The organism is Salinimonas marina (assembly GCF_015644725.1).
Classification (GTDB): domain Bacteria; phylum Pseudomonadota; class Gammaproteobacteria; order Enterobacterales; family Alteromonadaceae; genus Alteromonas.
In genome coordinates this window covers 2,662,738-2,687,727 of record NZ_CP064795.1, presented here as the reverse complement: position 1 = coordinate 2,687,727, position 24,990 = coordinate 2,662,738, and the positions used below count along the sequence as shown (strand labels likewise).

Below are 24,990 nucleotides of genomic sequence, written 5' to 3'. Positions count from 1 at the left end.
CATCCCATGGGCTGGCTAAGCTCTGTTTGCTATATTCAGCTTCCCCAGCTTAACGATGAGCAACAAGAAGGCTATTTGAACTTTGGTCAGCCTAACTTCCAGGTTCAGCAAAACACTGTTTTTGCGAAGGTTAAACCCGAAGCTGGCAAGCTGGTAATTTTTCCTTCATTTTTTTGGCACGGCACCACGCCATTTAGTGATAACCAGCCCCGCCTGACGGTGGCCTGTGATTTTACCAAAGACTAGGGCTTCACAAGGCAGTGGCACGAAACCACCCTGAGAACGCGTAGCGGGACTGCTGAGCAAACGGTGTTACATAGGTCACACTATGCACCCGAGTTACATCGAACAGGTTCAGACTGTTGAAAAAGGGTGCCCAGCTTTCCTGTGGCTGTCCATGATTGGAATAAAATTGCAACAAACCGCCCCAGTCCGGGTGCCAGGCTCGGCTGAAGTTGGCGACATAGGCGACCCGGCGCTCTTCCGTCGCATGCACATCATTGTGCCGGGTGAGAAAGTGGCCAGGTTCGAAACAGCTGGCTTGCAGCGAGGCGGCGCAAATATCGGTATGACCCGAAAGTTGCTTCACCCAGTCTAATACTTGCGGGCCATTCAGCCATTCAGAAAACTGTTTGAATACGGCGGTTTGGGCGCCGGCATCCGCAAGTGTTGAACGTCCATAACAATAGCCGATTCCCTGTGCGGCATTATTGTGCATCAACTTTTGTATTTCACTTCGTTGCTGGCTCGATAATGCTTGCCATTGTGATGCAGACAGGTTTAACACCTGGTTGTTGATGAAAGCGGCCATCTTATAGTGCCTGTGCGATTCTAATCCTGTCGCCATTGCCTGAGCAAAATCAGTATCAAATGCCTGGGGAATATTAATATGTCCGGCAGACTGAAACAGCGCCGTGTGGCGGCCGTCATGTACCGGCGGATTATTCTGGTTAAACACAGTATTCTCATAATAATAATGGTTAGGAGCATAGCTTAACAAAATATACTGTAGGGTGAGGAAGGTTAGGTACCCAAAAAGCACCCTTTTGTAAAAATAGAAACCATAATTGAAGGGACAAGTCTTTATCTGGCGCCACCACGAGCTAGGTTCAACATTGTCAATCTGAGACGCACCTTATAGAAAATCCCGTGGTAACATTAAGTTAACGAGCGTCTATGTTTTTTGCCGTTAACAACTTTAAACTGCTATATTCAACTGGTTATTTATGCCGCTAGTAATGTAGAGCCTCCCCCCTCCTCGGGATGAATTTTCTGGAGAATACGCTACGTCACATTGTGTTTATCCTTTCATCTTTGGTTATTTATGCTAAATCATTGAATGTTTCGCTCAGCAATTGAACAAACCTCCCGTCCCATGGGGTGTTAAGACTGTGTTACTTGACTCTTTTAGTCATTCCGTGTGACTATTACAGATTCGTAGTGTTGGCGCGACCACGCCACCAGCTACCATTCCGAAAACTAAAAATTGTAAAAGTTTATACGCCCCTTGCTCGAGATAATCTCAGCAAGGATTTAAATAAGAAATTTGGTTGGGAACTATGTCCAAGATGAGCAAGAGAACTCTTATTGCTTCTACTGTCATGGGTGCATTTGCACTGACAGGCAGTGCAGCCGTCTCTGCAGTTACTCTTAACGATCTTCATAAAGAAGAAGCTAAGATCCATGCGGCTGCAGCGAAATCTCAAGAAAAAATCAACGCATTATTCGAGCAGTCACAAGAGTTGTTGGTTGAATATCGTCAAACTGTTGACCAAACAGAAAACCTGAAAGTTTACAACGATTACATTGCCAGCCTGGTTGCAGACCAACAGCGCAGTATCGAGTCGTTGCAACGTCAAATCGACAGCATTGAAGAAACAAAGCAAGGCATCGTGCCGTTGATGTTCCGCATGATCGACAGCCTGGAAAAGTTTGTCGAGCTGGATGTACCGATTCATCTGGAAGAACGTCGTGAGCGCATTCAACGTCTGCGCGATATCATGGCGAACTCAAACGTTACAGTTTCTGAGCAATTCCGCCAGGTTATCGAAGCATACTTGGTAGAAGTGGAATACGGCAGCAAGATGTCTTCTTACCAGGGAACTATTGATGACAACGGTACTGAAGTAACGGTTGACTTCTATAACCTGGGCCGTACGGCTTTGCTGGCTCTGTCCCTTGATCAGACAAGTGCATGGGTTTGGAACAAAGATGCCCGTGAATGGCAGGCTTTGGGTGATGAATATCTGGCGTCAGTGGTTGATGCTGTGAAGATGGCCAACGGCACTATCACACCAGATCTGATTAAGTTACCAATTGAAGCAGCGGAGTAAGTTTTAATGAAACTAGTATTTAAATCTCTTGTAGCCGCTGCAACGTTGGCGGTTATGGCGACCGGTGCGCAAGCACAGGAAGCAGCAAGTCTGTCAGACCTGCTAGATCAGGTGAAGAATAATCGGGTATCTCAGGCCCGTATTAACAAAGAACGCGAAGCCGAGTTTCGTTCAGAGCGTTCAGACAAACAGGCGATGTTACGTAAAGCCCAGTCTGAGCTGAAATCTGAACAGGATCGTGGCGATCGTCTGCAACAGCAGTTTTCTGACAATGAAACGACTTTGAACGACAAGTCTTCAGAGTTGGAACAAGCTACGGGTACGCTGGGTGAGATGTTTGGTGTGGTACGTCAGGCGGCTTCTGAAGCCTACGGTCGTATTTCAACGTCAATCGTGAGCGCGCAGTTCCCGGGTCGTGACGATTTCCTGGCTGAAATGTCTGAAGAGTCTAAAGGCTTGCCGAACATTCAGGAACTTGAAGATCTGTGGTTTGCTCTGCAAACTGAAATGACTGAATCTGGCCAGGTTGTTCGCTTTACTACTGACGTAGTTCTGCTGGACGGCGGTAGCAGCCAGCAGGAAGTAGTTCGTGTTGGTACCTTTAACCTAGTAAGTGAAGAAGGTTACCTGACCTTTGATGCTGAAAACGAAGTGGTACAGCCGCTGGGCCGTCAACCTGAAGGCCACCTGGTTTCTTCTGCGCAAGAACTGGCAACTGCAACCTCTGGTATCGTGCCGTTCTATGCCGATCCTTCACAAGGCGCTATCCTGGGTCTGTTGAAAGAGAAAGCAACAATGATGGAGCGTTATCATGCAGGTGGTCCGGTTGGTTACACCATCACAGTAATGCTTATCATTGGTCTGCTTATCGGTGTTTACAAGCTGGTTACGCTTGGTATGACTGGCAGCAAGATCAAGTCTCAGGTTAAAAACCCTGGCAATCCTTCAAGCAGCAACCCTCTGGGTCGTATCCTGCAGGTTTATCAGGAAAACAAACACGCGGATGCCGAAAATCTTGAGCTTAAGCTGGACGAAGCGATTCTTAAAGAATTGCCTTCAATTGAAAGCGGAATCAATGTAATTAAGATCTTCGCCGCGATTGCCCCACTATTGGGTCTGTTGGGTACGGTTCTTGGTATGATTGCAACCTTCCAGAGCATTACACTGTTTGGTACAGGTGACCCTCGTCTGATGGCAGGTAGTATCTCAATGGCGCTGGTAACAACAGCTCAGGGTATTATTGCAGCTCTACCACTGATTCTGACTCACAGCATCGTTGCTTCTCGAAGCAAATCTATTGTTCACATTCTGGATGAGCAAACTGCAGGTATCATTGCAGCTCACACAGAGGCGGGGAAAGCGTAATATGAATAGCCTGATTGGATTATGGGAATCTGTCAGGGAATTTATCGCTACCGGCGGTGACGTGTTGTATTTTGTTGCTGCCGCGCTCTTTCTTATGTGGGTATTAATGATTGAGCGCTACTGGTATATCACGGCGGTCTTTCCAAAGGTGAAAAAAGATATTATCGCCAAATGGGATGCCCGCGCTGATACTACCTCATGGTATGCGCATAGAATCCGTGAAGCTTGGATTTCCCAGGCGTCTGATAATTTGGACGCGAGGATGTTAATTATCCGTACATTGGTGGCAATGTGCCCACTGATTGGTCTGCTGGGAACAGTGACCGGGATGATTACTGTGTTCGAGACAATGGCAACGCAAGGCACCAGTAACGCACGCTTGATGGCATCTGGTATCTCTATGGCCACAATTCCGACCATGGCCGGAATGGTAGCAGCGCTGTCTGGACTGTTCATAAGTTCTCGTCTCGAAGCGAAAGCTAAGTTGGCAAAAGAAGGCTTGGTTGATAGCCTGCCACATCACTAGAGAGAGAGATTATGGCGCGGAAAGTCAGAACCGAAGAGGAAGATGCGCAGATTGATATGACGCCAATGTTGGACGTTGTATTCATCATGCTAATTTTCTTCATCGTTACCACTGTTTTCGTAAAAGAAGCAGGTATCGAGGTAAATAAGCCAGAAGCGAATCAGGCGTCACTGCACAAAAATGCCAATATCTTCATCGCTATTACAGATGATGGAAGTGTATGGCTGGATAAACGTGAAGTGGCGGTTGAAAGTGTCCGAGCAAATATAGAGCGATTGTTGACGGAGCAGCCGACAGACTATGTCATTATCCAGGCTGACGTTAAGGCCAAGCATGGTGTCGTCGTGAAAGTGATGGACCAGATTAAAGCTGCAGGTGTTGATCGCATATCAGTAGCAGCAAGGGGATAAGATGGTTCGATTTATCGTTTCTATACTACTAGGTGCCGCGGTTGCCTTTGGGTTATTCGTATTGATGGCTAAGTTGATCGAAAACTCAGGCCGCCCGGCAGATGAAATTCCCGATGCACCCGTAATTGATGTGGTGATGCAGGAGCCCGATGCTGACACGCAAACACGTCAGCGGACGCCACCGCCACCACCTCCACCGCCTCAGCAGCCGCCTAAAATGCAACCTGTTGAGCCGGATGCCTCTGAAGTAGACTCTGACGGATTCAGCCTGGCTGTTCCATCAGTTGATACCGGTGGCGTAGGGGTGAACATTGGTGCAGTTGGCGCGATGCAACAAGATGGTGAAGCTACACCAATTGTACGTATTGATCCTAAGTATCCACCACAAGCAGCACGTGATGGCCGGGAAGGCTGGGTTAAGCTTTCATTTACTATTAACGAAGCCGGCGGTGTGGAAGACATCGATGTTATCGATGCCGACCCTAAACGTATTTTTGACCGCGAAGCGCGTCGTGCGTTGAGCAAGTGGAAATACAAGCCAAAAATTGTTGAAGGTAAACGTGTTAAGCAACCTAATATGTTTGTTCAGCTAGACTTCAAACTGGAGCAATGATCATGATGAAAACAACATTCAAAATGTCAGCCCTTGCTTTAGTCATGGGAGTATCAGCTGTACTGTCTGCGCCGGTCATGGCGCAGTCATCTGCTCCGGTAGTTTGTCCAGGATATGAAAAGGGCAAAACGAAGTTGGTGGGTGAACGTGCAGGTAAAAAGGTTCAGAAAGCGTTTGATGCCTATAACGAAGACAGAGTAGGAGAAGCATTAGACATCCTTTATGATGTAGATGCATCTGATGACTTTGATAAAGCTTACGTGGGCCGTTTTATTGGTAACTTATTGGCCTCGCAAGAGGGTAAAGGTAAAGAATCACTTCGTTACCTAACCAGTGCGGTTAAACCAAAAGTACTTAATGATACCGAACATGCGCAAACCCTGAAGCTTATTGGTGATCTGAATTTACGTGAAGAAAACTACAAAGAGGCCATTAACTGGTATCAGCAGTGGATGGACTTCACGTGTAAAGAAGACAAAATGGTTTATGTTCGTATCGCACAGGCATATTTTGAAACCAAGCAATTGGACAAAGTGATTGAGCCTGCTGATAAAGCCATTGCGCTTTATGAGGAGCCGAACAAAAATCCTTATGTGTTGAAATTACAGTCTTATTATCAGCGTAAGATGTATCCTGAAACCGTCAAGGTTGCCGAAACTCTGGTTAATACGTTTCCTGAAACGCCGGGATGGTGGACACAACTTGGTGTGTTCTACATGTTGGTAGAAAACTATTCAGATGCGCTTGCCACCATGGAAATTGCCTATAACGCTGGATATCTGGAAAAAGAGTCACAATTTAAAAACCTGGCTCAACTGTATTCCACTAATGGTATCCCATACATGTCAGCAAAAATTCTTGAGAAGCACGTTGAAAACGGCGATATCAAGAAAGATGACAAGATGATGCGTAATATTGCAAACTCATTCCACCAGGCTAAGAACTACGATCTTGCTGCTAGATACTATGGTAAAGCAGCTCAATTGAGTTCTGATCCCCAGGATTTCCAAAAGCAGGGTACTCTGCTGATGGTTGCTGAGGATTACAAAGGAGCCATTACCGCTTTAAACAAGGCGTTGGAACGAGGTGCTGAAGAAGAAGCAAAAATCCATTTCTCATTAATGGAAGCAAACTTCTATCTGGGTAACTTCAAAAAAGCCTGGGACTATGTGCAGCTAGCGAAGAAAGAGAAATCTATGCGTCGCAATGCTCTGGCATGGGAACCGTACATCAAAGAAAAAGCTAAGAATCGTGGTATTAAGATTTAATTCCTGATTGTTAAGTTTAAAAAGCCCCTATCTGATAGGGGCTTTTTTATGCGTGTTAGCCTAGGAAATCTGCCGATGTCTGACAGTATCACCCTCCTATCGTTGCTTTTCATAAAAAGGCCATGCAACCAGCCAATACAGCTGATTATAATAAAAGTGCAGCCCTTAGAGGACTCAGGCTAGTACAAGTTAGATTTGTATAGATAGACCCTGATTCAGATAAAGCACCTGATATATATGCACTTTTAAATTGCCATACCTTCGTCTTCTCATTTATAAAGCATAACAGTAGCTTTCCGCCATATGTGCTTTCAACATACCAGAAGTGAGTCAGCTTTCATTCGATTCCACCATCCCTGCTAACTCCCTAACGATTAGCATAGCAGTCCTTTTCTTGGTGACCGTTGTGGGTGACCACAACTGACAATTGTTTTGGGATGAGCAAATTAAGTGGGTGTTGATGGCGAACTTTATGAAGGTGACAACTGATTCTCATAACCCCGTAGGGCCGTTGAGGGCCCATAACTGATAGTGAGTGTCCATGATTGGTGGGGGGCCAAATCCGGACTTAATGGTTACTGCAAGCTTATGAGCAGTGGCTGGCCATGATTGAATGGTTTTCTCTAGTACCACTGCGGTTGGCATAACTAGTTTCCATCTTTTCTGCAGGTCTACGTGTCGTGGGTACCCATAACTTACGCGTACCTGGCTCTCATTTGTTGTGAGTGTCCATGATTCGCTGATTTTCTCGAGTACCACTGCGGGTGTCATAAATGATTCTTACAACTTCTGTAGGTTTGGGTGGTGTGAGTGTTTCTAACTGACGTAGTGGGGCATGACTAACGGTGGGTGTTTAGTGCATACGATATGGGTCACTACTGATTCTGATAAATACCGGGCGTATATGGGTAGTGGCTGTCCACAACTGACTTTTAACGGTTATCTCCACAGTAATTTTCTCGATGACCAACTACGGCTGTCAGAACTGCTTTTCATAACTTCTTGATGTCTATGTCGTGTGAGTGTCCACAGCTGAATTTTACAGGTAGTGAGTGTCCAAAACTGACATCCATAACTCACGGTGGGTATCCTTAATGACCATCCATGGTTATTGAGTGCTTTTTAGCAGTGGCTGTTAAAGGTGGGTGTCCATCATTTGCTCAGGTGTCCGTATTTGGCTCTCATGCGAAGCGAGTGTCCATAATTGGGTGAGTGTCCATATCCGGGCTGCAATTTTTCCAATGACCACCTGCGAGTACCATAACTAATTTTTACAACGTCTGTAGGTCTAGGTGTTATGGGTGTCCGGACTTGGCTTTCATATGTAGTGAGTGTCCATAATTGACGGGTGTCCATAATTAGGTGGGTGTCCTTAATTGGGTGGGTGTCCATGTCCGGACTCGATGGTTACTGAATGCTTCTGAGCAGATTTGATCCAATCGGTTTAAGGATACTCTGCCGCTGCTGTATAAAGTGCCGGAGCCACTGCCTGAAGCTCATTCCGTAGTGCCTGCTCTAACATCTTTCGTCCTTTTAACCGGTGCTGCCCAATTACAGTCTGGATGGAGTGTTGCTGTACATAAAGCGCATAAAAAAGTGGCGTTTGTTGCAGTACCGCGGCACCAAGAGCGCGTGCGAGCAGGTTAAAAGTGGCGCCCATATGTTGCCTGGGACGATCGGACGCCAGGTAGCCATGCAACCGGTTTTTCATAACCTGACGAAGCCAGAGTGTGCTCGCCTTAGACGCGCTAACAGGCTGTTGTGTATCAAATTGATACAGCCAACGTAATTTCAGCTGCCATGGCAGCGCTTTGCCCGAGAGTGGCTTTAAACAAAGTGCACTGGGCTGGCCGCTGGCTTTATCGGGTTTCTCCCCTGTTTTAACCTGTTCGAAACCCACCTTGTGCCAAAAGGTTAGTAATGAGGGGGTGAGGCCGAAGCTGGTTGCAAGCCAGTCTACCTCTTGCCGGGCAGCAATTGCTTCAAGTTGGGTCAGCATGTCCCGCGCAATCCCTTGTTGCCGGCACTTTTCAGCCACCGCAATACGGCTGATGCGCCAATACGTATGTACTGCCAACTGGCTTTCGGTACTAAGCAGCGCCAGACTCTGGGCACACAAATGGCCGTTTACCCGGCGCCTGCCCTGGGCAATCTGCGAATCAACCGCTGCCAGCGTCTGGCCACCTTCAGTACTAATAGCAATGGCGCCCACTATGGTTTCATTGGCAGTTGCCACTAGCAACAAGCTATCCGGCGCATCATGCAAACGCATTAGATCATCGGGGGTGGTCTGATAATGTGCTAAAGCGAGTAAACTGAATACAGCATCACGCTGAGCCACACTCAGCCGGGCGGGGACCAGAAGCTCACACTGCACATTGGTGGTCTCAGTATGAGCCGGGGAGGGCAGTGCCGGCAGCAGAGTATTGCAAAGCACCGCTTCCAAAGGATCATCGGAATACCACCGCAGGGGCGTGGTTAAGGTTATCTCAGCCAGGGTTTTAGCATTCGTTCGCGGTTTTACAAAGCGGTGGATAAAGCCCAGTCCCGAACCTTCAAAGCCCATAGTGGTAGTACTGAGAATGCAGCGCTGATGGGTATCCACCAATGTATTGAGAACCGGTAAAGGCAGGCCCGCTGCTTCGTCTATTAATAAAATATCAGGCCGGTCATGCACCAGGGCAGGGTTGTCCGGGGCCAGCCATACAATCGATTCACGGGCGGCAAAACCGGCATCGCTGTAACGCGTTAGAGTTTCATAAAATACCTGCTGGCTGTGTTGCACCGGGCTGGTAAGCCACACCGTTTTGCCCTGTTGATGCCAGTACCACGCCAGTAACGCCAGTAAGGCGGATTTTCCACGACCACGGGGTGCGGTGATCACACAGTGCCGGGTGTCGGTATCGCTTATCTTGATAACCTGATGCCACGCCTGCAGCTGATCCGGACTATGAAACTGAGGATGTACAAATGTATCCACCTTTGAGATGTTTGCCTGCACCACCGGCAGTTGCACAGTCTCGCGGCTGAAGCGCGCCACGGCTGGATCATCAATAAGTTGTGCAAGCCAGGATTTAGTAAAAGCGCTGTGCGATAAGTTGCTGCCATAGCTTAAAAAGTGCGGCTGGGTGACACTGGGGTGGGCAGGCCAGTCTGCGATGTCGGGTAGCAACATGATCAGCGTGCCGCCCCGTTTCACCGTGCCGGCAATCGCCAGTAATGCATTGGGGCGTAAACCATCAAAGCCATTGAAAATCGCCACCTCAAATTCCTGCCCCAGCAACTGCCGGAACAAGGGAAGTTCCCGATGTTTGGAGACACATAGGTGGGTCGGCTTGGTGCCAAGCCAGCAGGACTCACCCGGTAGAGTTTCGGCTAACCCTAATGCTGTTATTTGTTGCATTACCCACTGTTTTTCACCGGATAACAACAATAATTGTCGGTGCGCCTGCGGAACAAAGCTATGCCGTTGTAACCAGCGCTGAAGGTTTGCCAGAGCCATAATGCAAAAATTAACGTATAATGGTGGCAAAGTTTAAACATTTACACAGAGGATTACGAATGCGTTTTTTATCGCGTCGATTAGTCATGCCAAACGATCTCAATTATGCCGATTCATTATTTGGCGGCCGGGCATTGGAGTGGATTGATGAGGAGTCGGCTATTTATGCGATTTGCCAGCTGGAAACCAACTGTCTGGTAACCAAACATATTGGCGAAATCAATTTTGACTCGCCGGCGATGCAGGGTGATATCGTAGAATTTGGTCTTGCCACCAAAGCCGTGGGACGCACGTCCATCACGGTCAGTTGTCTGGTGCGCAACAAAGCCACTAAAAAGACAATCTGTCTGGCCGATGACATCGTGTTTGTCAAAGTAGACCCCGCCACGCGCCAACCTGTGCCGCATGGAAAAACTCTGGACAGTCTGGAAGCACAAACTGAAGTTGAGCTGAAAGCGCTGAACCTGCTTACCGAAAGCAGCCAGTCATAGTTATTGCCACTGGCTGATAACGGATTTGATGCGCGCGGCCAGGGCCGGGATCATTGAGTCATAAACGATGGGGTGCGACTCGTGCCCCATCGCGTTTAGCGTAAAACTGATGTTATGGGCGTGTAAAACCTGGCCGGCTGCGCCGCCTGCGGCTTGGCTTTCTGCTACCTGGCACAGCTTCCATAGTGTCTGGTTAATCTCACTGTTAAAACCCCAGCGCAGCAGCATAAGCGAAGTGGCGCCATACAGACATACTCCAAACTCCTGACTCAGCCGACTCACAAAGTCACTGAAAGTCTGCGCTTCATCCCAGGCGCGCATCACGCCGTCGACAAATAAACACTTATCATGAAACACCAGAAAGACCGACAAGGTACTGAATAGAATTAATTGTTTCAGCGTATCGGTGGTGGCCACGGGTGTCTCGGTCTCGGTGTTCAACGCTTCAAAAACCGGTAAGCTGAGCAACATTGCATCGGCGAGCTTTTCCACATCAGGGTGCCGGCATTGCGCATTTAGCTGCTGCTGGGCAGCAAAAACCACGGCTAACTGTTTGATATTACTGAGACCTAAATTACGGCCAATGGCCTGCTCCAGGGTATCAGGTGAACTACCGTAGATGGCCTTGCTGGCCTTACTCATGATATGAGCCTGAAAAATAGGATCTTTTTGAATCAGCTGAACCACCGACTTTAATGTCATGGTGTCATCATCAAGCTGTAAAAGTGACTGGATAGTCGCCGGTAGCGGGGGCAGATTGTCCACAATATCCAGCAAACTATGATTGCCCTTTTGAAAGCGCAGGCGATTGCCAAGCTGACGTAACTGACCGGCGCTGATACCGGCATACTCTTTAAAGCTACGTTCAAATGAGCGGCGATCGGCAAACCCCAGGCTTACCGCGGTATCTTCGGTTTTTTCCCCGGCCAGCAACCTATGGCAGGACTTATCATGGATGTATTCCTTTAACACACTGCTAAAAGCAATGTTATGCGCCCGCAGCATACGACGCAGGCCCGACTCAGTCTGATTCATCTGTTGCGCTGCCCATTCAGCACGTATCCGGGCGGGGGCTTCAGCCTTGGCAAATATATGCAACAGTGTATCTTTCAGACCGGGTGTCTCAATTCGGCTCAATGTAGGAGCCAGCAGCTTTTCCATTGCCTGACTATGATAAAACGAAGGTCGCTGCAGCCAGTCTGCATCAATGCCCACTGCGATCCGGGCACCGGATTGCCACTCACTTCGACTGAGCGCTGCCAGCAGACATTGTTGTTTAGCGGGTAAGCCCCGGGTATAAGCAAAATCAAACTGCCGCCCAGCCAGATGCCGGCAAAGCGTCAATAAAAAATAGCTTTGCAAATCATCAATCAGTGGGTATGGACTGGCCTGCCACGACAGTTCAATATGGGTATCATCTGCCGTCTGGCGGGTTATGGCGTCATGGAATACCTGTTCAGCCCGGGGTACAAGGGCTGTTAGCGCCGCCTCAATATGCTCAGTAGCCGTGGCATACACCACCAGGTTACCCATTTTGTTAAAATCAAAATAGCCAATAAGCGAGCGCCCGAGGGTTTCGCGCTGCGCCGGCGGGCACAATGCCTCCAGCAGCTCATGGAGCGCCACATTATCGATAAGTCCGGCTTCAAGATCGGGTAATGATGCTAATGCATCGGCATCGGCCATCGACACTGTACCCTGGTCGCGGCGCATACTTAAGATAGCCCGCACCATGGCAGACCAGAATAAACCTTTATACTGCATGTTGCTCCTTGCTTAAACGACCCCGGGTAGCCGGAAAATATCTGTGGAGAAAGAAAATTGTCCCATATATCGTAAAAAGTGTCCTGTTTAATTACCACACCCTTTTTTATTATTTATGGGGGGTAACAGCATAATTTTTTATCTATATTGATTCGAAGTCATTTTCACCCGCCGGGTCAAAATGGTGTGCTGGCTCACTGATGAACCCATACCAATGCCATTACCCGTTGCCGGTTTTATGGTTGATTAATAGCGCAACAGACGCTAACAATCCGGTCTTCGACGACCACCCTTAGAAACGCCCGCGCCGTCACTAATAGCGGGCGTTTCTTTTTTCTTCTGCTTGACGATTTATTTACACTTGCTAGACTCTCCCGCTCAAAGTTTAAGTAAGACAGACCAAGGGGCGCCGTCACCGGCTGAGATCCACGTATGTGGGAACCCTTTACCTGATCCGGATAATACCGGCGTAGGGATGGTGTTTACATCTGACCAGTCAACCTGCCGTAAAGCCGGATCTTTCTTCGCATTAAGAAAAGAGATCCTGAATGAAAAAAAATCCTGTTCTGATAGCGCTGCTCTCATGCGCCCCTTTTACTGCTATCGCAAACTCTGACCCTAATAATGTTGAAACCATAGTGGTGACCTCTGATTTTCGGCAGGCCACGCTGGATCAGCTCAGTGCCAGCGCCACCATCATGGATGCACAACGGGTCCAAAGTCGTCAGGCTGAATATCTGGATGATGTATTAAATGTGGCACCCAATGTGAATTTCGCCGCGGGGGCTTCCCGGGGCCGCTTTGTACAAATTCGTGGTATCGGTGAGCGCTCGCAGTTTTCTGAGCCACTGAACCCTTCCGTCAGCTTTTTAGTCGATGACTTTGATTTTTCCGGGCTGGGTGCCACCGGGGTGTTGTTTGATACCCGGCAGGTGGAAGTATTTCGTGGACCCCAGTCTACGTTGTTTGGAACCGGCGCGCTGGCGGGGGCCATTAAAATTGTCAGTGCACAACCCACTGAAGATCAGACCAGTCATCTGCAATTGCGGGCGGGCAACAATAATAGCTACCGAATAGAAGGTGCCACCGGTAGCGCGCTATCCGATACCGTGCGTTATCGGGTCAGTGGGGTGCATAATCGTAGTGACGGCTTTGTTGAAAACCGCTTCTTAAACAGCGACGACACCAATAATATTGATGAAACCGCGTCACGGCTAGCATTGCAATGGGATCTGGATCGAAATTCGATCCTGGATCTCAATTATCGCTGGTACGATATCGACAATGGTTATGATGCCTTTTCGCTAGACAATAACCGCCAGTCGGTAGCGGATGAGCCTGGTTATGATACCCAGCAAACCCATGGGCTGAGCGCAAAGCTCACCCGTAACTTTAACGCTGGTCAGCTCACTATGCTGCTTACCCATGCCAGTCATAATCTGGCCTATGGGTATGATGAAGACTGGACCTACCCTGAGTTTCACCCGGGTACTTACCGTTCATTCGATGCCTACTTCAGACAAATCGATACCCAGACCGCCGAGCTACGGTTTACTTCTTCTGCTACAACCCGGCTGTTTAATGACAGCACAAGCTGGACCCTGGGGGCGCATTTTAAAGGTACTGAAGAAGCCTTGCGGCGCCAATACACCTACGCCGGCTCCGACTTTTTAAGTGAGTACACACCAACCACCACCGCCGTCTATGGCGAGACACAATCTCAATTGCTGGCAGATCTGGTGTTGATTTTTGGGGTGCGCCTGGAAAATTACGAATTTGATTATGCCGACAGTCAGGGCTTACAGCAAAATCACGATACCGATATGGTCGGCGGCAAGCTTGCGCTGCAATATACCGCCGGGGATAAGTTGTGGTATGGCAGCGTATCCCGTGGTTTCAAAGGCGCTGGGATAAACCCGGCCCAACGGGTGTCGGAAGATAAGCGCATTTTTGACGAAGAATACAGCTGGAATTATGAGGTGGGGGTGAAAGGTCCGTTTATTGTGCCGCAGCTCACCGTGCGCGCTGCATTATTTTATATGCGTCGGGATAATACCCAGGTCAATGACTTTGATGTGGTGATACGAGCAGACAGCACGCCGGACTTTATTGATATTATCGATAATGCCGATCTGGGCACCAATCAGGGGGCTGAACTAGAGGCAAGCTGGCAGGTGACCTCCAACTGGGCGCTACAGGGAAGTCTCGGGTATCTGGATGCGCGTTTTGAACAGTATACCAATGCCAAAGGCGAGTTTGTCGAAGAACAACGTCAGGCACAAGCGCCGCGCTGGACCGCCAACCTGTTCAGTGAGTTATGGTTAACCAGCGTGTTAAGCTGGCGAGTGGAAACGGACTTTAAAGATCGCTACCGGTTTTCTGATGGCCATGATGTGATGTCGCCCTCTGCCACCGTGTTTAATACCCAGCTGCATTATGAGCAGGAGCGCTGGAGCACCACCGTGTGGGTGAATAATCTGTTTGATAAAACCTATTATGTACGCGGATTTGGTGGCTTTAGTAACGATCCCCGTGACAATTATGCTTTCGACGAGCCGTACTATCAATTGGCGGACGGACGTCAGTTTGGTGTTACATTTAACTACCAGTTTTAGGAGAAAACGTATGCAGGTTATGGTCGAAATTTCATTGTATCCCCTTATGGAACAATACATTCAACCTATAAAAGGATTTATCGAGCGGCTCAACTGTCACTCCGATTTATGGGTCGACACCAGTGCCACCAATACGCTGGTCCGGGGCGATTATCAGACGGTAATGATGATCCTGGGCAAAGAGATGCAACAGACCCATGAAGAGGTAGGCCAGGCAGTATTTGTTGCCAAGTTTCTAAACTTCGATGCCATGCAGTCTGATAACACCCCGGCTCAGTCATGACCGAGACCTTTTTACAACAACTGGCCGCGACCTCGTTACTGGAATGGGCCGCGGTGGTGCTGGCGCTGGGCTATGTGTGGCTGGCGGCACGACAAAATAGCTGGTGCTGGGCATGTGCATTTGCCAGCACCGGCATTTACACCTATGTCTTCTGGCAGGTAACCCTGCCATTTCAGTCGGTGTTGAATTTTTTCTACATGCTGATGGCTGTGTATGGTTATTACCAGTGGCGACAGGGCCCGGAGGCCATCAGTAAGGTACGTTCCTTAAACTGGCCCTGGCATGTATTACTGGTGCCGGTGTTATTAATTGCTGGCTGGGGACTGGCACAAGTGGCCGAGGCGCAGTTTAATAACCGTTTTTTATGGTTGGATGCCTGTATTCAGGTGCTAAGTGTCGTCACCACGTTTATGGTGGCGCACAAGGTGCTGCAAAACTGGGTGTACTGGTTTTTTATCAACTTAGCTTCCGCCTACCTTTATGCACAATCCGGTTTGGTGCTTTCGGCCTGCCTGTTCACCAGTTATCTTGGCTTTTCGGTTTACGGTTACTGGCAGTGGCGCGCGGAATATCGCGAGCAACAAGATACTGTACATGCGTATTCCTGAGGCGCTGACACAAGCGTTGTCACTATCGAATGACGCTACCTTAACGCCACTTGACGGCGGTGCGGTCAATCATATTTATAAGCTGGAGGATAAGTCCCGGCACTTGCTGGTCAAGTGGCTGGGAGAGGACACCTTTAGTGGTATTGACCGCAAGGCGCAGTTTCATCTGCAACAACAACTTGCCGGTTGTAGCATCGCGCCGCAGCCGTTGTGGATGAGCGACGATGACCACTGGTGGGTAGAACAGTTTGAAACCCGGCAGCCCGGTGTGGTGACACCTGCGCTCTTAGGCAAGGTGCTGGCCCACATTCATCAGCTGCCGATTACCGGTCCCTACCTGAATTTGCCGGCCCGCCTGCAGCATTACTTCAGCCTTGCTGATTTGGCCACCGACAGTGAGCTGGCAATGCAGGCCAGCGAGCTTATACAGCGTTTGAAAAACCATCCAGACGTAGCCGGGGATTTGGTCTGCGGCCACAATGATTTGTCGGCCGGTCATCTGTTGCGACTAAAGCCTTTGATGCTGATTGACTGGGAGTACGCCGGGCAGGTAAGCAGGTACTTCGATATCGCCAGTTGTTGCGCCATCAATCAGTTTGAATCCGGGCAGCAACAACAGTTGTTTCAGGCCTATGCACAGTGTAGCGGAATTGGCTTGCATCATATTCTTGAACACGTTAGTTTTTATCAACGGGTCGTCGGTATTACCGAGGCGCTTTGGCATGCCGCCTTAAAGGCGACCAGTAACGCCATGTAGAAAACCGGCCAAATGCACAGGAATTGCGCAATATGCTGAATTGCTGAGCATTTAGAACGGTTGCGGGTAAAAAGTCTTTACCTTTTGTATTGCATACGTATAATGCGAAACCGCGCTAGGGGTGTAGTTCGAATTGGTAGAACAGCGGTCTCCAAAACCGATGGTTGGGGGTTCGAGTCCCTCCACCCCTGCCACTTTCCTTTCTTTTTTATTTGTTTCCCGCTAGGGTAGTACTTCTTTAGCTTCAGGTTTGTCTGACCGTGTTGAATCTTTCTCAAATTGCCGCTTTGCAACAAATGGGTATCTGTGTCTGGCAGCAGGTCGGGCAAGATGTAGCGACTGACTCTGCAATGCCGGTGACTACTCAGCCATCTGCATCACGGGTACAGACCGCGCCGGATCGAACTCAACAGCTTGCCGCATTACGAACGGCGATAAGCCGTGATAATCCCGATAGCAAAGACACCACGTCATCCCAGGCTGTGGCAGCGACCGCTGAGCCTGCCGAGGCAGCCCTGACCGCAGAGCAGCAATCGCAAGCCGAAGCCTTATTAGACGACATCAGTCTGGCAATGGCAGTGGTATTACCAAATCAGCCGATGCCCGCGGTCAAAATTGCCTCTGAGTTAAAGGTGACCAGCCAGCAAATTAGCCTACCGGTGGCCCCTGCAGCACTCACCGCCGCCGACAAAAAACAGTTGTGGCAAGCTATGGTGTGGCTAGGCTAGGTGGTTATGAATAGCTTTCATACGACCACTGCCAGGGCGCAGGATATCAGGCTGGCCCATGCTATCCATCAGCAGGTGGTACCGACCTCCTGGCGTCTGGATACCTTCACAGACAGCACTACGTCTCCCTACTGTTTACGTACACTATGGCAAAATCAGCGTCTTATCGGCTATGCGATCATTTTGATGGTGGTGGATGAAGCTACAGTGATTGATATCGGGGTGCACCAGGACGCCCGCGGGCAGGGCGCCGGTCGTTACCTGCTCAATGACGTGATTACCTGTTGTCAGCAACGCCAGATGGCCAGTCTATGGCTTGAGGTTCGTGCCTCTAATCAGATCGCCCGTGGCCTTTATGAAACCAGTGGCTTTGTCACTCAGGAAGTCCGCAAAGCCTATTATCCAGCGGCTGATGCGAACGCCCAGGCAGAAGACGCAATCATTATGAGCTACACACTTTTCCGCTAAAGATTAGGGTTTGCTAATCTATACCTTTCAAAATACCTGCAAGTTTTCACACTAAGGCAAAAAAATAAGTCACTGTTATTTAATAATAAAAAATCGACTTTAGTTAAATTTTCAAACCTTGTAAATACTCGCGTATTGGCGCTTATACCTCGTTTCCATAGGGCTTTTAGCCACTAAAGGCTACTCTTACGGCTCCTGCTCTGTCAGCTTGCAAAAGCGCAATTCCTGACTTTAACGAAGTGTGTTGCAGTTATGAAAAAACCAATTATTTACCTCTCAATGCTTGCCTGTTCGACCCTTATCAGTGCCTGTGGTTCTGGCGGGGGAAGCGAGCCCGAGATCGCGCAAAATGTCCCTGAAATCAATCAGGCTGCGCCTGTACCTACAGCCTCAGGTCCGTTACCTGGCTCCTCATCAAACCTTCCCATAAAGCCAACACCGCCGGTGCACTCAACCCCGCCAGCGACCAGCTTACCTGGTGGATTAATCGGTGAAGATGTAAACCAAGATGCCTTGTCCGAAACCGCAACTGCGACGCCCAATGAGTTCAGACTAGGCACGCAGGTGGCAAAGATTCAGGCTGATATGACCGCCTGGTCACTGGCTGATTTGATGAAAGCCTCAGGGGTCACCGGACACAGTCTGGATCAGCGCAAGCATGGCTGGTTTGTCGCTCAGTCCGGCGCGATTGATGAGCAGCTCAGCGAGCATATTCAGGTAGACGCCCAGGGCTGGCCCACCAGTATGGAGCTGAGTAACGGCCGTCGTGCCGATGCTATTTTCACCACGGTAATGAGTGCTGATATCGACCATGCTTACGCGGCCGGAACCTACACCTTTACGTTTGAAGGTGAGGGCGAGCTGGTATTTGAAAATGCCAGGGTGATAAGCGAAGAAGGCCAGCAGATATTGCTTGATTATGCAGGCCAGGGCGCCATCAGCGTGGCGATTGTAGATACCGATCCCCGGCAGTCCGGTAATTATCTGCGTAACTTACGGCTGTTGCGTCCGCAAAGCGAAATGGATGGATTGTTCACCCAGTCCTATTTAAATTATCTTAAGCCAGCAAAAGTCGTGCGTCCGGCGCTGTGGCACACACCGGCCTCTTTGTACGGGCTGACGACCGAGACGGGCAACCGCTTTGATGCGCAGGGCTGGGCTGACCGGGTCCGGTTATCACACAGCAACTGGGGCACCGAAAAAGGCGCACCGTATGAGTTAATGATTGAGCTGGCAAATCAGTCGGCTTCGCATTTGTGGCTTAACCTGCCGCTGGCTGCAGACAATGAATATTTGCAAAGTCTGGCCCAGTTGCTACACACCTCCCTGAACTCAAATCGGGTGGTGTACCTTGAACTTGGCAACGAGCTGGCAAAACGCACCTTCCCGCAGCGTCAGGGCCGTGATTACGCGCTGACTCAGGCTCTGACACGCTGGCCTGATGCGTACAGTGCGCCGGCGATGGAAAATTTATCCATGTTGCAGCAGGAAAATTTGCTTATCAGCAACTGGCAGGCCGCCCGCACCCTTGAAGTAAAAGCGTTGTTTAACGATGTATGGAAGGACGATGCCGCGCGGGTCATCAGTGTACTGGCCGGTACCATCCAGGATGCCAAAAGTTCGGTGACCTACAATCAACAGCTGCTTGAGGGCGCCCTGTTAACGTATTTTGAGGGAGCGCAGGCGCCAGGCGAGCAAATTGACGCACTGGCGGTGGACCCGCTGGTGTTAAATACCTCAGCCACTCAGTTCAGCATTGATAGCGCGCAGAGCATGCTAAGTGATGCGCGACAGTATGTCGATGGTACTTCCCGGTTTCATGAACAGGGAGAGGCGCCGGGTCTGCGTTATGGCATTCGTCAGGCGGCAACATTGACCGGCCAATACAATATCGCCCTGACGGCATATGCCGGCGGGCACGGCTTCGATGCATCGTCTTATCTGAATTATCAGGTTATCAAAAGCGCGGAGATGTACGACTTATATGAGCTGGTGTTTGATGTCTGGAATGAAGAAAACGGGGGGTTGTTTGTGGCTGGTAAGGGCATTTCTACCACCACGCTTCCGACCTATTGTAATAGCGCCTCTTCAGGCACTAAAGCTCTGACCGCCAGTATTGGTTTAAAAGAAACCATGCAGCAACATGAGCAGGATGCGCCTATGTACCGGGCCTGGCGCGACCAGATGCGCAAAATCGGGCAGATTAAATAAGTTAACTGGATCTCGGGCGGCAGCAGGACCGCCCGCTTCAACGTGGTGCTGCCACAATCAAATAGTTTTATCTCATAAACAATTCATCTGGGCTGCATCCCGATCCACACTTTTCTTCGTTTTTTGCCTGTGCCAGTATCCATAGATTATGCTATTACCTCATCACAAGTAAGGTTGGTTAATGGGCAAAGTCATTAACAAAGCGCTATTTAGTTTCTCTCGTATCTCGCTTAATCTGGTGACCTATCCACACGGACATCAGGTGCTTCGACACAATGATCCAATGGGAGGCGGTCGCTATTACAAATTCAATATCGTGCTTAAAAAGCCACAAAAAGGCGGTGTATTTAACGCGGATAAAGTGATTTTTGCGTGGCTCAACCGTATCTACTTTTTTCGGCCAGATTTGTATTCGCACAGCGTCAGCCGTATTGAACAGGGCCAGCGTAAGCTACTGTCACTGGCGTTGCATTTGCCCTGAATCTGGCGCCACGGCCAGACCCGTTACATTTTACAGCAGCTCTGCCTTTGCTTGTCAGCGGCAGGTCGCAACAACCAAAAGATAAATTATGGAATCTTCATTACTGCCCAATATTGTGGGTTTTTTAGCAAAAATTGACCCGTTTGATTTGCTCGATGATGAAGAGCGGCAATCCCTGGCAACCTCTGTCGATATTATGTATCTGAAGAAAAATGAGACCTTGCCGGGCGAGCAGATTGTAGGGCAGGGGCTGTACATTGTGCGTACCGGCGCGGTAGAACAGCGCCATCAGGATGGCAGCTTGCGCACCCGGCTTGCCGACGGCGATTTGTTTGGTTTTAGTCAGTTATACCGTACCGGCGAATGTGGTTATACCCTGCAGGGAATTGAAAACACCTTGTTGTATCGTATTCCTAAACAGGTGTTAACCCGTCTGATAGACAACAATCCGGGCATTCGAAACCATTTTTCTTCCCAGGAGTCGGTTCGCCTTGCCCATTCCTCGGCTCATCAGGAAGGGGAAGAGGCGCTGTACCTTCGCAGCGTCAAAGAAGTAATGAACCGGCGTGTGGCGCGGGTTAACAAAGACACTCCCATACGTGAAGTGGCTCAGGTCATGGCGAAAATGCATCGCTCCAATGCCCTGGTTTTTGATAACGATGCCCTGGTGGGAGTGGTTACCGATCGGGATATGACCACCCGGGTGCTGGCGACCGGCATGAATCCCAGTGTGCCCATTAAAGAAATCATGACCCAGCATTTGCGTACAGTTAACCCCGAGGCACCTTTGCTGCAGGCTATTGAGATCATGATGCAACACAATGTTCGCAGCCTGCCGGTAATTGAAAACGATGCCGTGGTCGGTGTACTTACTGCCACCAGCCTGGTTGAAAACTCTCATGTACAGGCGATCTTTTTAATTAGCCAGATTTACCGTCAGACGTCTTTGAAAGAATTAATTTCGCTGGTGCCACAACGTCAATCCGTGTTTGAAGCCTTGCAAGCTGCCAGGGTCGACTCACGGGCTATCCAGCAGATGGTGACCCTGATTGCTGATGCCTTCAATAAACGTATTTTGCAACTGGCAGAAGATAAGTTCGGGCCGCCACCCATTCCTTATGCCTGGTTTTGTGCCGGCTCCCAGGCCCGGTTTGAAATGCATCTTGGTTCTGATCAGGACAATGGCATGATTCTGCAGTGGGAGCCGGAAGGTGAGGAAGTTAAATATTTTAAAGCGCTGGCTGATTATGTTTGTGATGCGCTCAACGAATGTGGCTATCCCCACTGTACCGGCAATATCATGGCCAGTAACGAGCGCTGGCGGGTGCCGCTGGCCACCTGGCAGGACTATGTAAAAGAATGGGTGGCAGAAACAGAATTACAGAATCTGCTGGATATCAGTGTGTTTCTCGATTTGCGATTTTTGTTTGGTACCGATCATCTGGTGGCCGCATTAAAACAATCTCTGCTGGCCCGGGTGGAAGGCCACCACCGGTTCTTTGCGATGCTGGTGGCCAATTCGTTGAGGGTAAATCCGCCTCTGGGTTTGTTTCGCAAATTTGTGTTAACCCGTGATGGGGATAACCGGCAGGTGCTGAACATTAAGCGCCAGGCGGTCAACCTGATTGTGGAGCTGGCACGGGTCTACGCCCTGGCGGCCGGCAGCTCGGCTACCGAAACCACCCACCGTTTGCGCGACGCGGCCAAAAGTAAGGTCATTAACGATAAAAGCCGTAATGAACTGCTCGAGGCGTTCCAGTTTATCAACATGGTTCGGTTTAAACACCAAAGTGAAGTGGTCTGTCATGGCGGTAAACAGGACAATCTGATTGCGCCTTCACAACTGACCGCCTTTGAACGCAATCATCTTAAAGATGCATTTCGAATAATTGCGCGTTATCAGGAGGCCGCCCAGCAACGCTTTAATGCCGCAGGATTATTGCGATGAAGCTGGCCAGGCGTTCCTGGTTCAGTCGTTTTCATCCGCTGGTCAAAGCCGAAAAAAAACGGCGGCTGGCCCTGGCGAAAAACGACTTTGAGCCGCAGTTAAAAACCTTTTTCGGGCATAGTCTGGCCGCGCCTGAAACCCCGCTTAAAGATCTGGAATGTGTGATCCTGGACTTTGAGACCTCGGGACTCAATGCCAGCCACGATGCCATATTATCAGTGGGCATGCTGACTCTGAAGTTTCCGGTCTTGTCGCTGTCCTCCGCTCAGCATTATTATGTCGACACCGGGCATAGCGTGGTGCCGGATACCGCCATCATCAATCATATTGTGCCAGAAACCCTCGACAGCGGTATGTCGCCGGTAAAACTGGGGCCGCTCTTGTTGCAGGCGCTGGCCGGTAAAGTGGTCATTGCCCATGGCGCCTGGATTGAACAGCAGTTTTTACATGCCTTATTAAAATTACCTGCAGAGGTAGACTTGCCGCTGGTCTTTTTAGACACGCTGGCCATTGAGCGCTCTTTGTGTGTGGCCTCGGGGATGGTTAAACCGGATCTGCGGCTGACCAGTATTCGCGAAACCCGCGGCTTACCACCTTATCTGGCGCACAATGCCTTTGCCGATGCGGTGGCGACCGGCGAGCTGTTTCTGGCTCAGGTCACCGATATATTCGGTTTGCAGCAGGCCACCCTGGGGCCGCTGGTAAAACGCTCGGGTTAAGCCTTTGCGGCCTGGGCGCCCCTGTGCAAGCGAATAGCGTTTACCCACAAATACAATCGTGGGTCAGCTAAATGAACGTGTTATCATGGATGTTTGGCTGTGGCGTCAGCGCTACAAGTTGTTGATGCCTGCGGGTGAGATTTGTAGAATACGGCCGCATCAGCGTAGGGCGGTGGATACTGATTAGTAATTGACCTCCTGGTCGCAAAGCCAACCGGTCAGTAACCGAGCTTGGCTGGCAACCCGCAATTCCGCGTGCGACACCTGCAGCGCGCAGGTAAACATCTTATAAAAGAAGCAAAGAATTTACATGGCAGATAATACTCAAAGCGAAATCAGCAAACGTCGCACGTTTGCGATCATATCGCACCCGGATGCGGGTAAAACCACCATCACCGAAAAAGTCCTGTTGTTTGGTCGCGCTTTGCAAAAAGCAGGTACTGTAAAAGGCAAAAAATCTGGTCAGCATGCAAAATCGGATTGGATGGAAATGGAAAAAGAGCGGGGATCTCGGTAACCACCTCGGTGATGCAGTTCCCCTACCGGGATAATCTGGTCAATCTGCTGGATACCCCGGGACACGAAGACTTCTCAGAAGACACCTACCGGACTTTGACCGCCGTCGATTCCTGTGTAATGGTGATTGATGCTGCCAAAGGGGTGGAAGCCCGAACCCGTAAACTGATGGAAGTTACCCGGCTGCGTGATACGCCTATTATTACGTTTATGAACAAGCTGGATCGGGATATCCGCGACCCAATGGAATTGCTGGATGAGGTTGAAACCGAGCTGAACATTGCCTGTGCGCCAATCACCTGGCCCATCGGCAGTGGCAAAAACTTTAAAGGGGTGTATCACCTGCATCGCGATGAAGCCATTTTGTATCAAAGCGGGCTGGGCCACACCATCCAGGATGTCCGTATCATCAAAGGCATTGATAACAGCGAACTGGATGCGGCCGTTGGCAGTGATCTGGTGCAAACGCTGCGTGATGAGCTGGAACTGGTAATGGGTGCCTCCAATGAGTTTGACCATGAACTGTTTATGGCCGGTGAAATTACCCCGGTCTTCTTCGGTACCGCTTTAGGTAACTTTGGCGTGGATCATATGCTTGACGGGCTGGTGGAATGGGCACCGGCCCCGCTGGGACGTGAAACCGAAGAAGGGCGTATCGAAGCTGATGCACCCGGCTTCAGTGGTTTTGTATTTAAAATACAGGCCAACATGGACCCCAGACACCGCGATCGTATTGCCTTTTGCCGTATTGTATCGGGCAAGTATGAAAAAGGCATGAAGATGCGTCATACCCGTATTGGTAAAGATATCCGTATTGCGGATGCCCTGACCTTTTTAGCCGGCGATCGGTCCCTGCTCGAAGAAGCTTACGCCGGCGATATTATTGGTCTGCACAATCATGGCACCATTCGTATTGGCGATACCTTCACCGCCGGTGATAATTTCCGTTTCTCTGGTATTCCAAATTTTGCGCCGGAGCTGTTCAAACGCATTCGCCTGCGCGATCCACTCAAGCAAAAGCAGTTGCTTAAAGGACTGATTCAGTTGTCCGAAGAAGGGGCCGTACAGGTCTTCAGGCCAATGATGAATAACGATTTAATCGTAGGTGCGGTGGGCGTGCTGCAGTTTGATGTGGTGGTGGCCAGATTAAAAGCTGAATATAATGTCGAAGCAATTTACGAGCATATCAGTGTGAACACGGCTCGCTGGGTCTACAGTGAAGACCCGCGTAAGTTAGAAGAATTTCAGCGTAAAGCCGCGCAGAATCTGGCCCTTGATGGCGGCGACAATCTGACTTATATCGCTCCTACCATGGTAAATCTGCAACTGGCGCAGGAACGTTACCCCGATATCCAATTTACCCACACCCGGGAACATTAAGACA

Annotated in this window: 21 protein-coding genes, 1 tRNA gene, 1 pseudogene and 1 riboswitch; of the genes and pseudogenes, 20 read left to right on the top strand and 3 right to left on the bottom strand. The window is 49.7% G+C overall.

The window, feature by feature from the left end; genetic code table 11:
* Positions 1 to 6: 6 nt before the first annotated feature.
* On the top strand, positions 7 to 246 hold the full coding sequence (locus IT774_RS17480) for a putative 2OG-Fe(II) oxygenase (RefSeq protein WP_232364974.1): 240 nt from the start codon (positions 7 to 9) through the stop codon (positions 244 to 246).
* Between the two features lie 4 nt (positions 247 to 250).
* Here the strand turns inward: IT774_RS17480 and IT774_RS12010 are convergent, their stop codons facing one another.
* Positions 251 to 958 carry a 2OG-Fe(II) oxygenase gene (locus IT774_RS12010; protein WP_195809978.1) on the bottom strand — a complete coding sequence of 236 codons (708 nt, stop codon included), beginning with the start codon at positions 956 to 958 and terminating at the stop codon, positions 251 to 253.
* 610 nt (positions 959 to 1,568) lie between these two features.
* On the opposite strand from IT774_RS12010, the gene IT774_RS12005 reads away from it, so the two are divergent.
* Genes IT774_RS12005 through IT774_RS11980 form a run of 6 tightly spaced genes read left to right on the top strand, consistent with a single transcriptional unit; the run spans position 1,569 to position 6,515 of the window.
* A complete protein-coding gene (locus tag IT774_RS12005) occupies positions 1,569 to 2,333 on the top strand; it encodes a DUF3450 domain-containing protein (protein WP_195809977.1) in 765 nt (254 codons plus the stop codon).
* 6 nt (positions 2,334 to 2,339) lie between these two features.
* The gene (locus IT774_RS12000) at positions 2,340 to 3,698 is read left to right on the top strand and encodes a MotA/TolQ/ExbB proton channel family protein (RefSeq protein ID WP_195809976.1); all 1,359 of its coding nucleotides are present in this window, start codon (positions 2,340 to 2,342) and stop codon (positions 3,696 to 3,698) included.
* 1 nt (position 3,699) lies between these two features.
* On the top strand, positions 3,700 to 4,224 hold the full coding sequence (locus tag IT774_RS11995) for a MotA/TolQ/ExbB proton channel family protein (RefSeq protein ID WP_195809975.1): 525 nt from the start codon (positions 3,700 to 3,702) through the stop codon (positions 4,222 to 4,224).
* Between the two features lie 11 nt (positions 4,225 to 4,235).
* On the top strand, positions 4,236 to 4,634 hold the full coding sequence (locus IT774_RS11990) for an ExbD/TolR family protein (RefSeq protein ID WP_195809974.1): 399 nt from the start codon (positions 4,236 to 4,238) through the stop codon (positions 4,632 to 4,634).
* A 1-nt stretch (position 4,635) separates the two neighbouring features.
* On the top strand, positions 4,636 to 5,247 hold the full coding sequence (locus IT774_RS11985; RefSeq protein WP_195809973.1) for an energy transducer TonB: 612 nt from the start codon (positions 4,636 to 4,638) through the stop codon (positions 5,245 to 5,247).
* 2 nt (positions 5,248 to 5,249) lie between these two features.
* Positions 5,250 to 6,515, top strand: coding sequence for a tetratricopeptide repeat protein (locus tag IT774_RS11980; RefSeq protein WP_195809972.1), 1,266 nt, complete (start codon positions 5,250 to 5,252; stop codon positions 6,513 to 6,515).
* Positions 6,516 to 7,959: 1,444 nt separating this feature from the next.
* On the opposite strand, the gene IT774_RS11975 is transcribed toward IT774_RS11980, so the two are convergent.
* A complete protein-coding gene (locus IT774_RS11975) occupies positions 7,960 to 10,017 on the bottom strand; it encodes a GNAT family N-acetyltransferase (RefSeq protein ID WP_195809971.1) in 2,058 nt (685 codons plus the stop codon).
* Positions 10,018 to 10,076: 59 nt separating this feature from the next.
* Here IT774_RS11975 and IT774_RS11970 point away from each other — a divergent pair, with 59 nt between their 5' ends.
* Positions 10,077 to 10,508 carry an acyl-CoA thioesterase gene (locus tag IT774_RS11970; protein WP_195809970.1) on the top strand — a complete coding sequence of 144 codons (432 nt, stop codon included), beginning with the start codon at positions 10,077 to 10,079 and terminating at the stop codon, positions 10,506 to 10,508.
* Here the strand turns inward: IT774_RS11970 and IT774_RS11965 are convergent, their stop codons facing one another.
* Positions 10,509 to 12,272, bottom strand: a complete 1,764-nt coding sequence (locus tag IT774_RS11965) for a helix-turn-helix domain-containing protein (RefSeq protein ID WP_195809969.1) — start codon at positions 12,270 to 12,272, stop codon at positions 10,509 to 10,511.
* A gap of 392 nt (positions 12,273 to 12,664) precedes the next feature.
* Positions 12,665 to 12,765: riboswitch (TPP riboswitch) on the top strand.
* A gap of 55 nt (positions 12,766 to 12,820) precedes the next feature.
* On the opposite strand from IT774_RS11965, the gene IT774_RS11960 reads away from it, so the two are divergent.
* From IT774_RS11960 to prfC, 12 genes and pseudogenes are all read left to right on the top strand, one after another.
* Complete coding sequence (locus IT774_RS11960) at positions 12,821 to 14,887, top strand: TonB-dependent receptor (RefSeq protein ID WP_195809968.1); 2,067 nt, start codon at positions 12,821 to 12,823, stop codon at positions 14,885 to 14,887.
* Between the two features lie 10 nt (positions 14,888 to 14,897).
* Positions 14,898 to 15,170, top strand: coding sequence for a YkoF family thiamine/hydroxymethylpyrimidine-binding protein (locus tag IT774_RS11955; protein WP_195809967.1), 273 nt, complete (start codon positions 14,898 to 14,900; stop codon positions 15,168 to 15,170).
* Positions 15,167 to 15,778: a nicotinamide riboside transporter PnuC gene (gene pnuC, locus IT774_RS11950; RefSeq protein WP_195809966.1), complete on the top strand. Its 612-nt coding sequence runs from the start codon at positions 15,167 to 15,169 to the stop codon at positions 15,776 to 15,778. Before IT774_RS11955 ends, pnuC begins: the two co-directional genes overlap by 4 nt.
* A complete protein-coding gene (locus IT774_RS11945; protein WP_195809965.1) occupies positions 15,765 to 16,535 on the top strand; it encodes a phosphotransferase in 771 nt (256 codons plus the stop codon). Before pnuC ends, IT774_RS11945 begins: the two co-directional genes overlap by 14 nt.
* A gap of 117 nt (positions 16,536 to 16,652) precedes the next feature.
* Positions 16,653 to 16,729, top strand: a tRNA-Trp gene (locus IT774_RS11940).
* A 66-nt stretch (positions 16,730 to 16,795) separates the two neighbouring features.
* Positions 16,796 to 17,263, top strand: a complete 468-nt coding sequence (locus tag IT774_RS11935) for a hypothetical protein (RefSeq protein WP_195809964.1) — start codon at positions 16,796 to 16,798, stop codon at positions 17,261 to 17,263.
* A 6-nt stretch (positions 17,264 to 17,269) separates the two neighbouring features.
* Positions 17,270 to 17,731: a ribosomal protein S18-alanine N-acetyltransferase gene (rimI, locus tag IT774_RS11930; protein ID WP_195809963.1), complete on the top strand. Its 462-nt coding sequence runs from the start codon at positions 17,270 to 17,272 to the stop codon at positions 17,729 to 17,731.
* 252 nt (positions 17,732 to 17,983) lie between these two features.
* Entirely contained in the window at positions 17,984 to 19,942 is a 1,959-nt protein-coding gene (locus IT774_RS11925) for a hypothetical protein (protein ID WP_195809962.1), read from the top strand.
* A gap of 181 nt (positions 19,943 to 20,123) precedes the next feature.
* Complete coding sequence (locus IT774_RS11920; protein WP_195809961.1) at positions 20,124 to 20,423, top strand: 2OG-Fe(II) oxygenase family protein; 300 nt, start codon at positions 20,124 to 20,126, stop codon at positions 20,421 to 20,423.
* Positions 20,424 to 20,511: 88 nt separating this feature from the next.
* A complete protein-coding gene (locus IT774_RS11915) occupies positions 20,512 to 22,371 on the top strand; it encodes a DUF294 nucleotidyltransferase-like domain-containing protein (protein ID WP_195809960.1) in 1,860 nt (619 codons plus the stop codon).
* The gene (locus tag IT774_RS11910; RefSeq protein ID WP_195809959.1) at positions 22,368 to 23,090 is read left to right on the top strand and encodes an exonuclease domain-containing protein; all 723 of its coding nucleotides are present in this window, start codon (positions 22,368 to 22,370) and stop codon (positions 23,088 to 23,090) included. The genes IT774_RS11915 and IT774_RS11910 overlap by 4 nt, the downstream gene beginning before the upstream one ends.
* A gap of 310 nt (positions 23,091 to 23,400) precedes the next feature.
* A pseudogene (gene prfC / locus IT774_RS11905) lies at positions 23,401 to 24,986 on the top strand (peptide chain release factor 3).
* Positions 24,987 to 24,990: the final 4 nt, after the last annotated feature.

Coding starts and splice junctions, on each gene's coding strand:
- IT774_RS17480 (WP_232364974.1), top strand. CDS start 7: ATGGGCTGGCTAAGCTCTGTTTGCTATATTCAGCTTCCCCAGCTTAAC.
- IT774_RS12005 (WP_195809977.1), top strand. CDS start 1,569: ATGAGCAAGAGAACTCTTATTGCTTCTACTGTCATGGGTGCATTTGCA.
- IT774_RS12000 (WP_195809976.1), top strand. CDS start 2,340: ATGAAACTAGTATTTAAATCTCTTGTAGCCGCTGCAACGTTGGCGGTT.
- IT774_RS11995 (WP_195809975.1), top strand. CDS start 3,700: ATGAATAGCCTGATTGGATTATGGGAATCTGTCAGGGAATTTATCGCT.
- IT774_RS11990 (WP_195809974.1), top strand. CDS start 4,236: ATGGCGCGGAAAGTCAGAACCGAAGAGGAAGATGCGCAGATTGATATG.
- IT774_RS11985 (WP_195809973.1), top strand. CDS start 4,636: ATGGTTCGATTTATCGTTTCTATACTACTAGGTGCCGCGGTTGCCTTT.
- IT774_RS11980 (WP_195809972.1), top strand. CDS start 5,250: ATGATGAAAACAACATTCAAAATGTCAGCCCTTGCTTTAGTCATGGGA.
- IT774_RS11975 (WP_195809971.1), bottom strand. CDS start 10,017: ATGGCTCTGGCAAACCTTCAGCGCTGGTTACAACGGCATAGCTTTGTT.
- IT774_RS11970 (WP_195809970.1), top strand. CDS start 10,077: ATGCGTTTTTTATCGCGTCGATTAGTCATGCCAAACGATCTCAATTAT.
- IT774_RS11965 (WP_195809969.1), bottom strand. CDS start 12,272: ATGCAGTATAAAGGTTTATTCTGGTCTGCCATGGTGCGGGCTATCTTA.
- IT774_RS11960 (WP_195809968.1), top strand. CDS start 12,821: ATGAAAAAAAATCCTGTTCTGATAGCGCTGCTCTCATGCGCCCCTTTT.
- IT774_RS11955 (WP_195809967.1), top strand. CDS start 14,898: ATGCAGGTTATGGTCGAAATTTCATTGTATCCCCTTATGGAACAATAC.
- pnuC (WP_195809966.1), top strand. CDS start 15,167: ATGACCGAGACCTTTTTACAACAACTGGCCGCGACCTCGTTACTGGAA.
- IT774_RS11945 (WP_195809965.1), top strand. CDS start 15,765: ATGCGTATTCCTGAGGCGCTGACACAAGCGTTGTCACTATCGAATGAC.
- rimI (WP_195809963.1), top strand. CDS start 17,270: ATGAATAGCTTTCATACGACCACTGCCAGGGCGCAGGATATCAGGCTG.
- IT774_RS11925 (WP_195809962.1), top strand. CDS start 17,984: ATGAAAAAACCAATTATTTACCTCTCAATGCTTGCCTGTTCGACCCTT.
- IT774_RS11920 (WP_195809961.1), top strand. CDS start 20,124: ATGGGCAAAGTCATTAACAAAGCGCTATTTAGTTTCTCTCGTATCTCG.
- IT774_RS11915 (WP_195809960.1), top strand. CDS start 20,512: ATGGAATCTTCATTACTGCCCAATATTGTGGGTTTTTTAGCAAAAATT.
- IT774_RS11910 (WP_195809959.1), top strand. CDS start 22,368: ATGAAGCTGGCCAGGCGTTCCTGGTTCAGTCGTTTTCATCCGCTGGTC.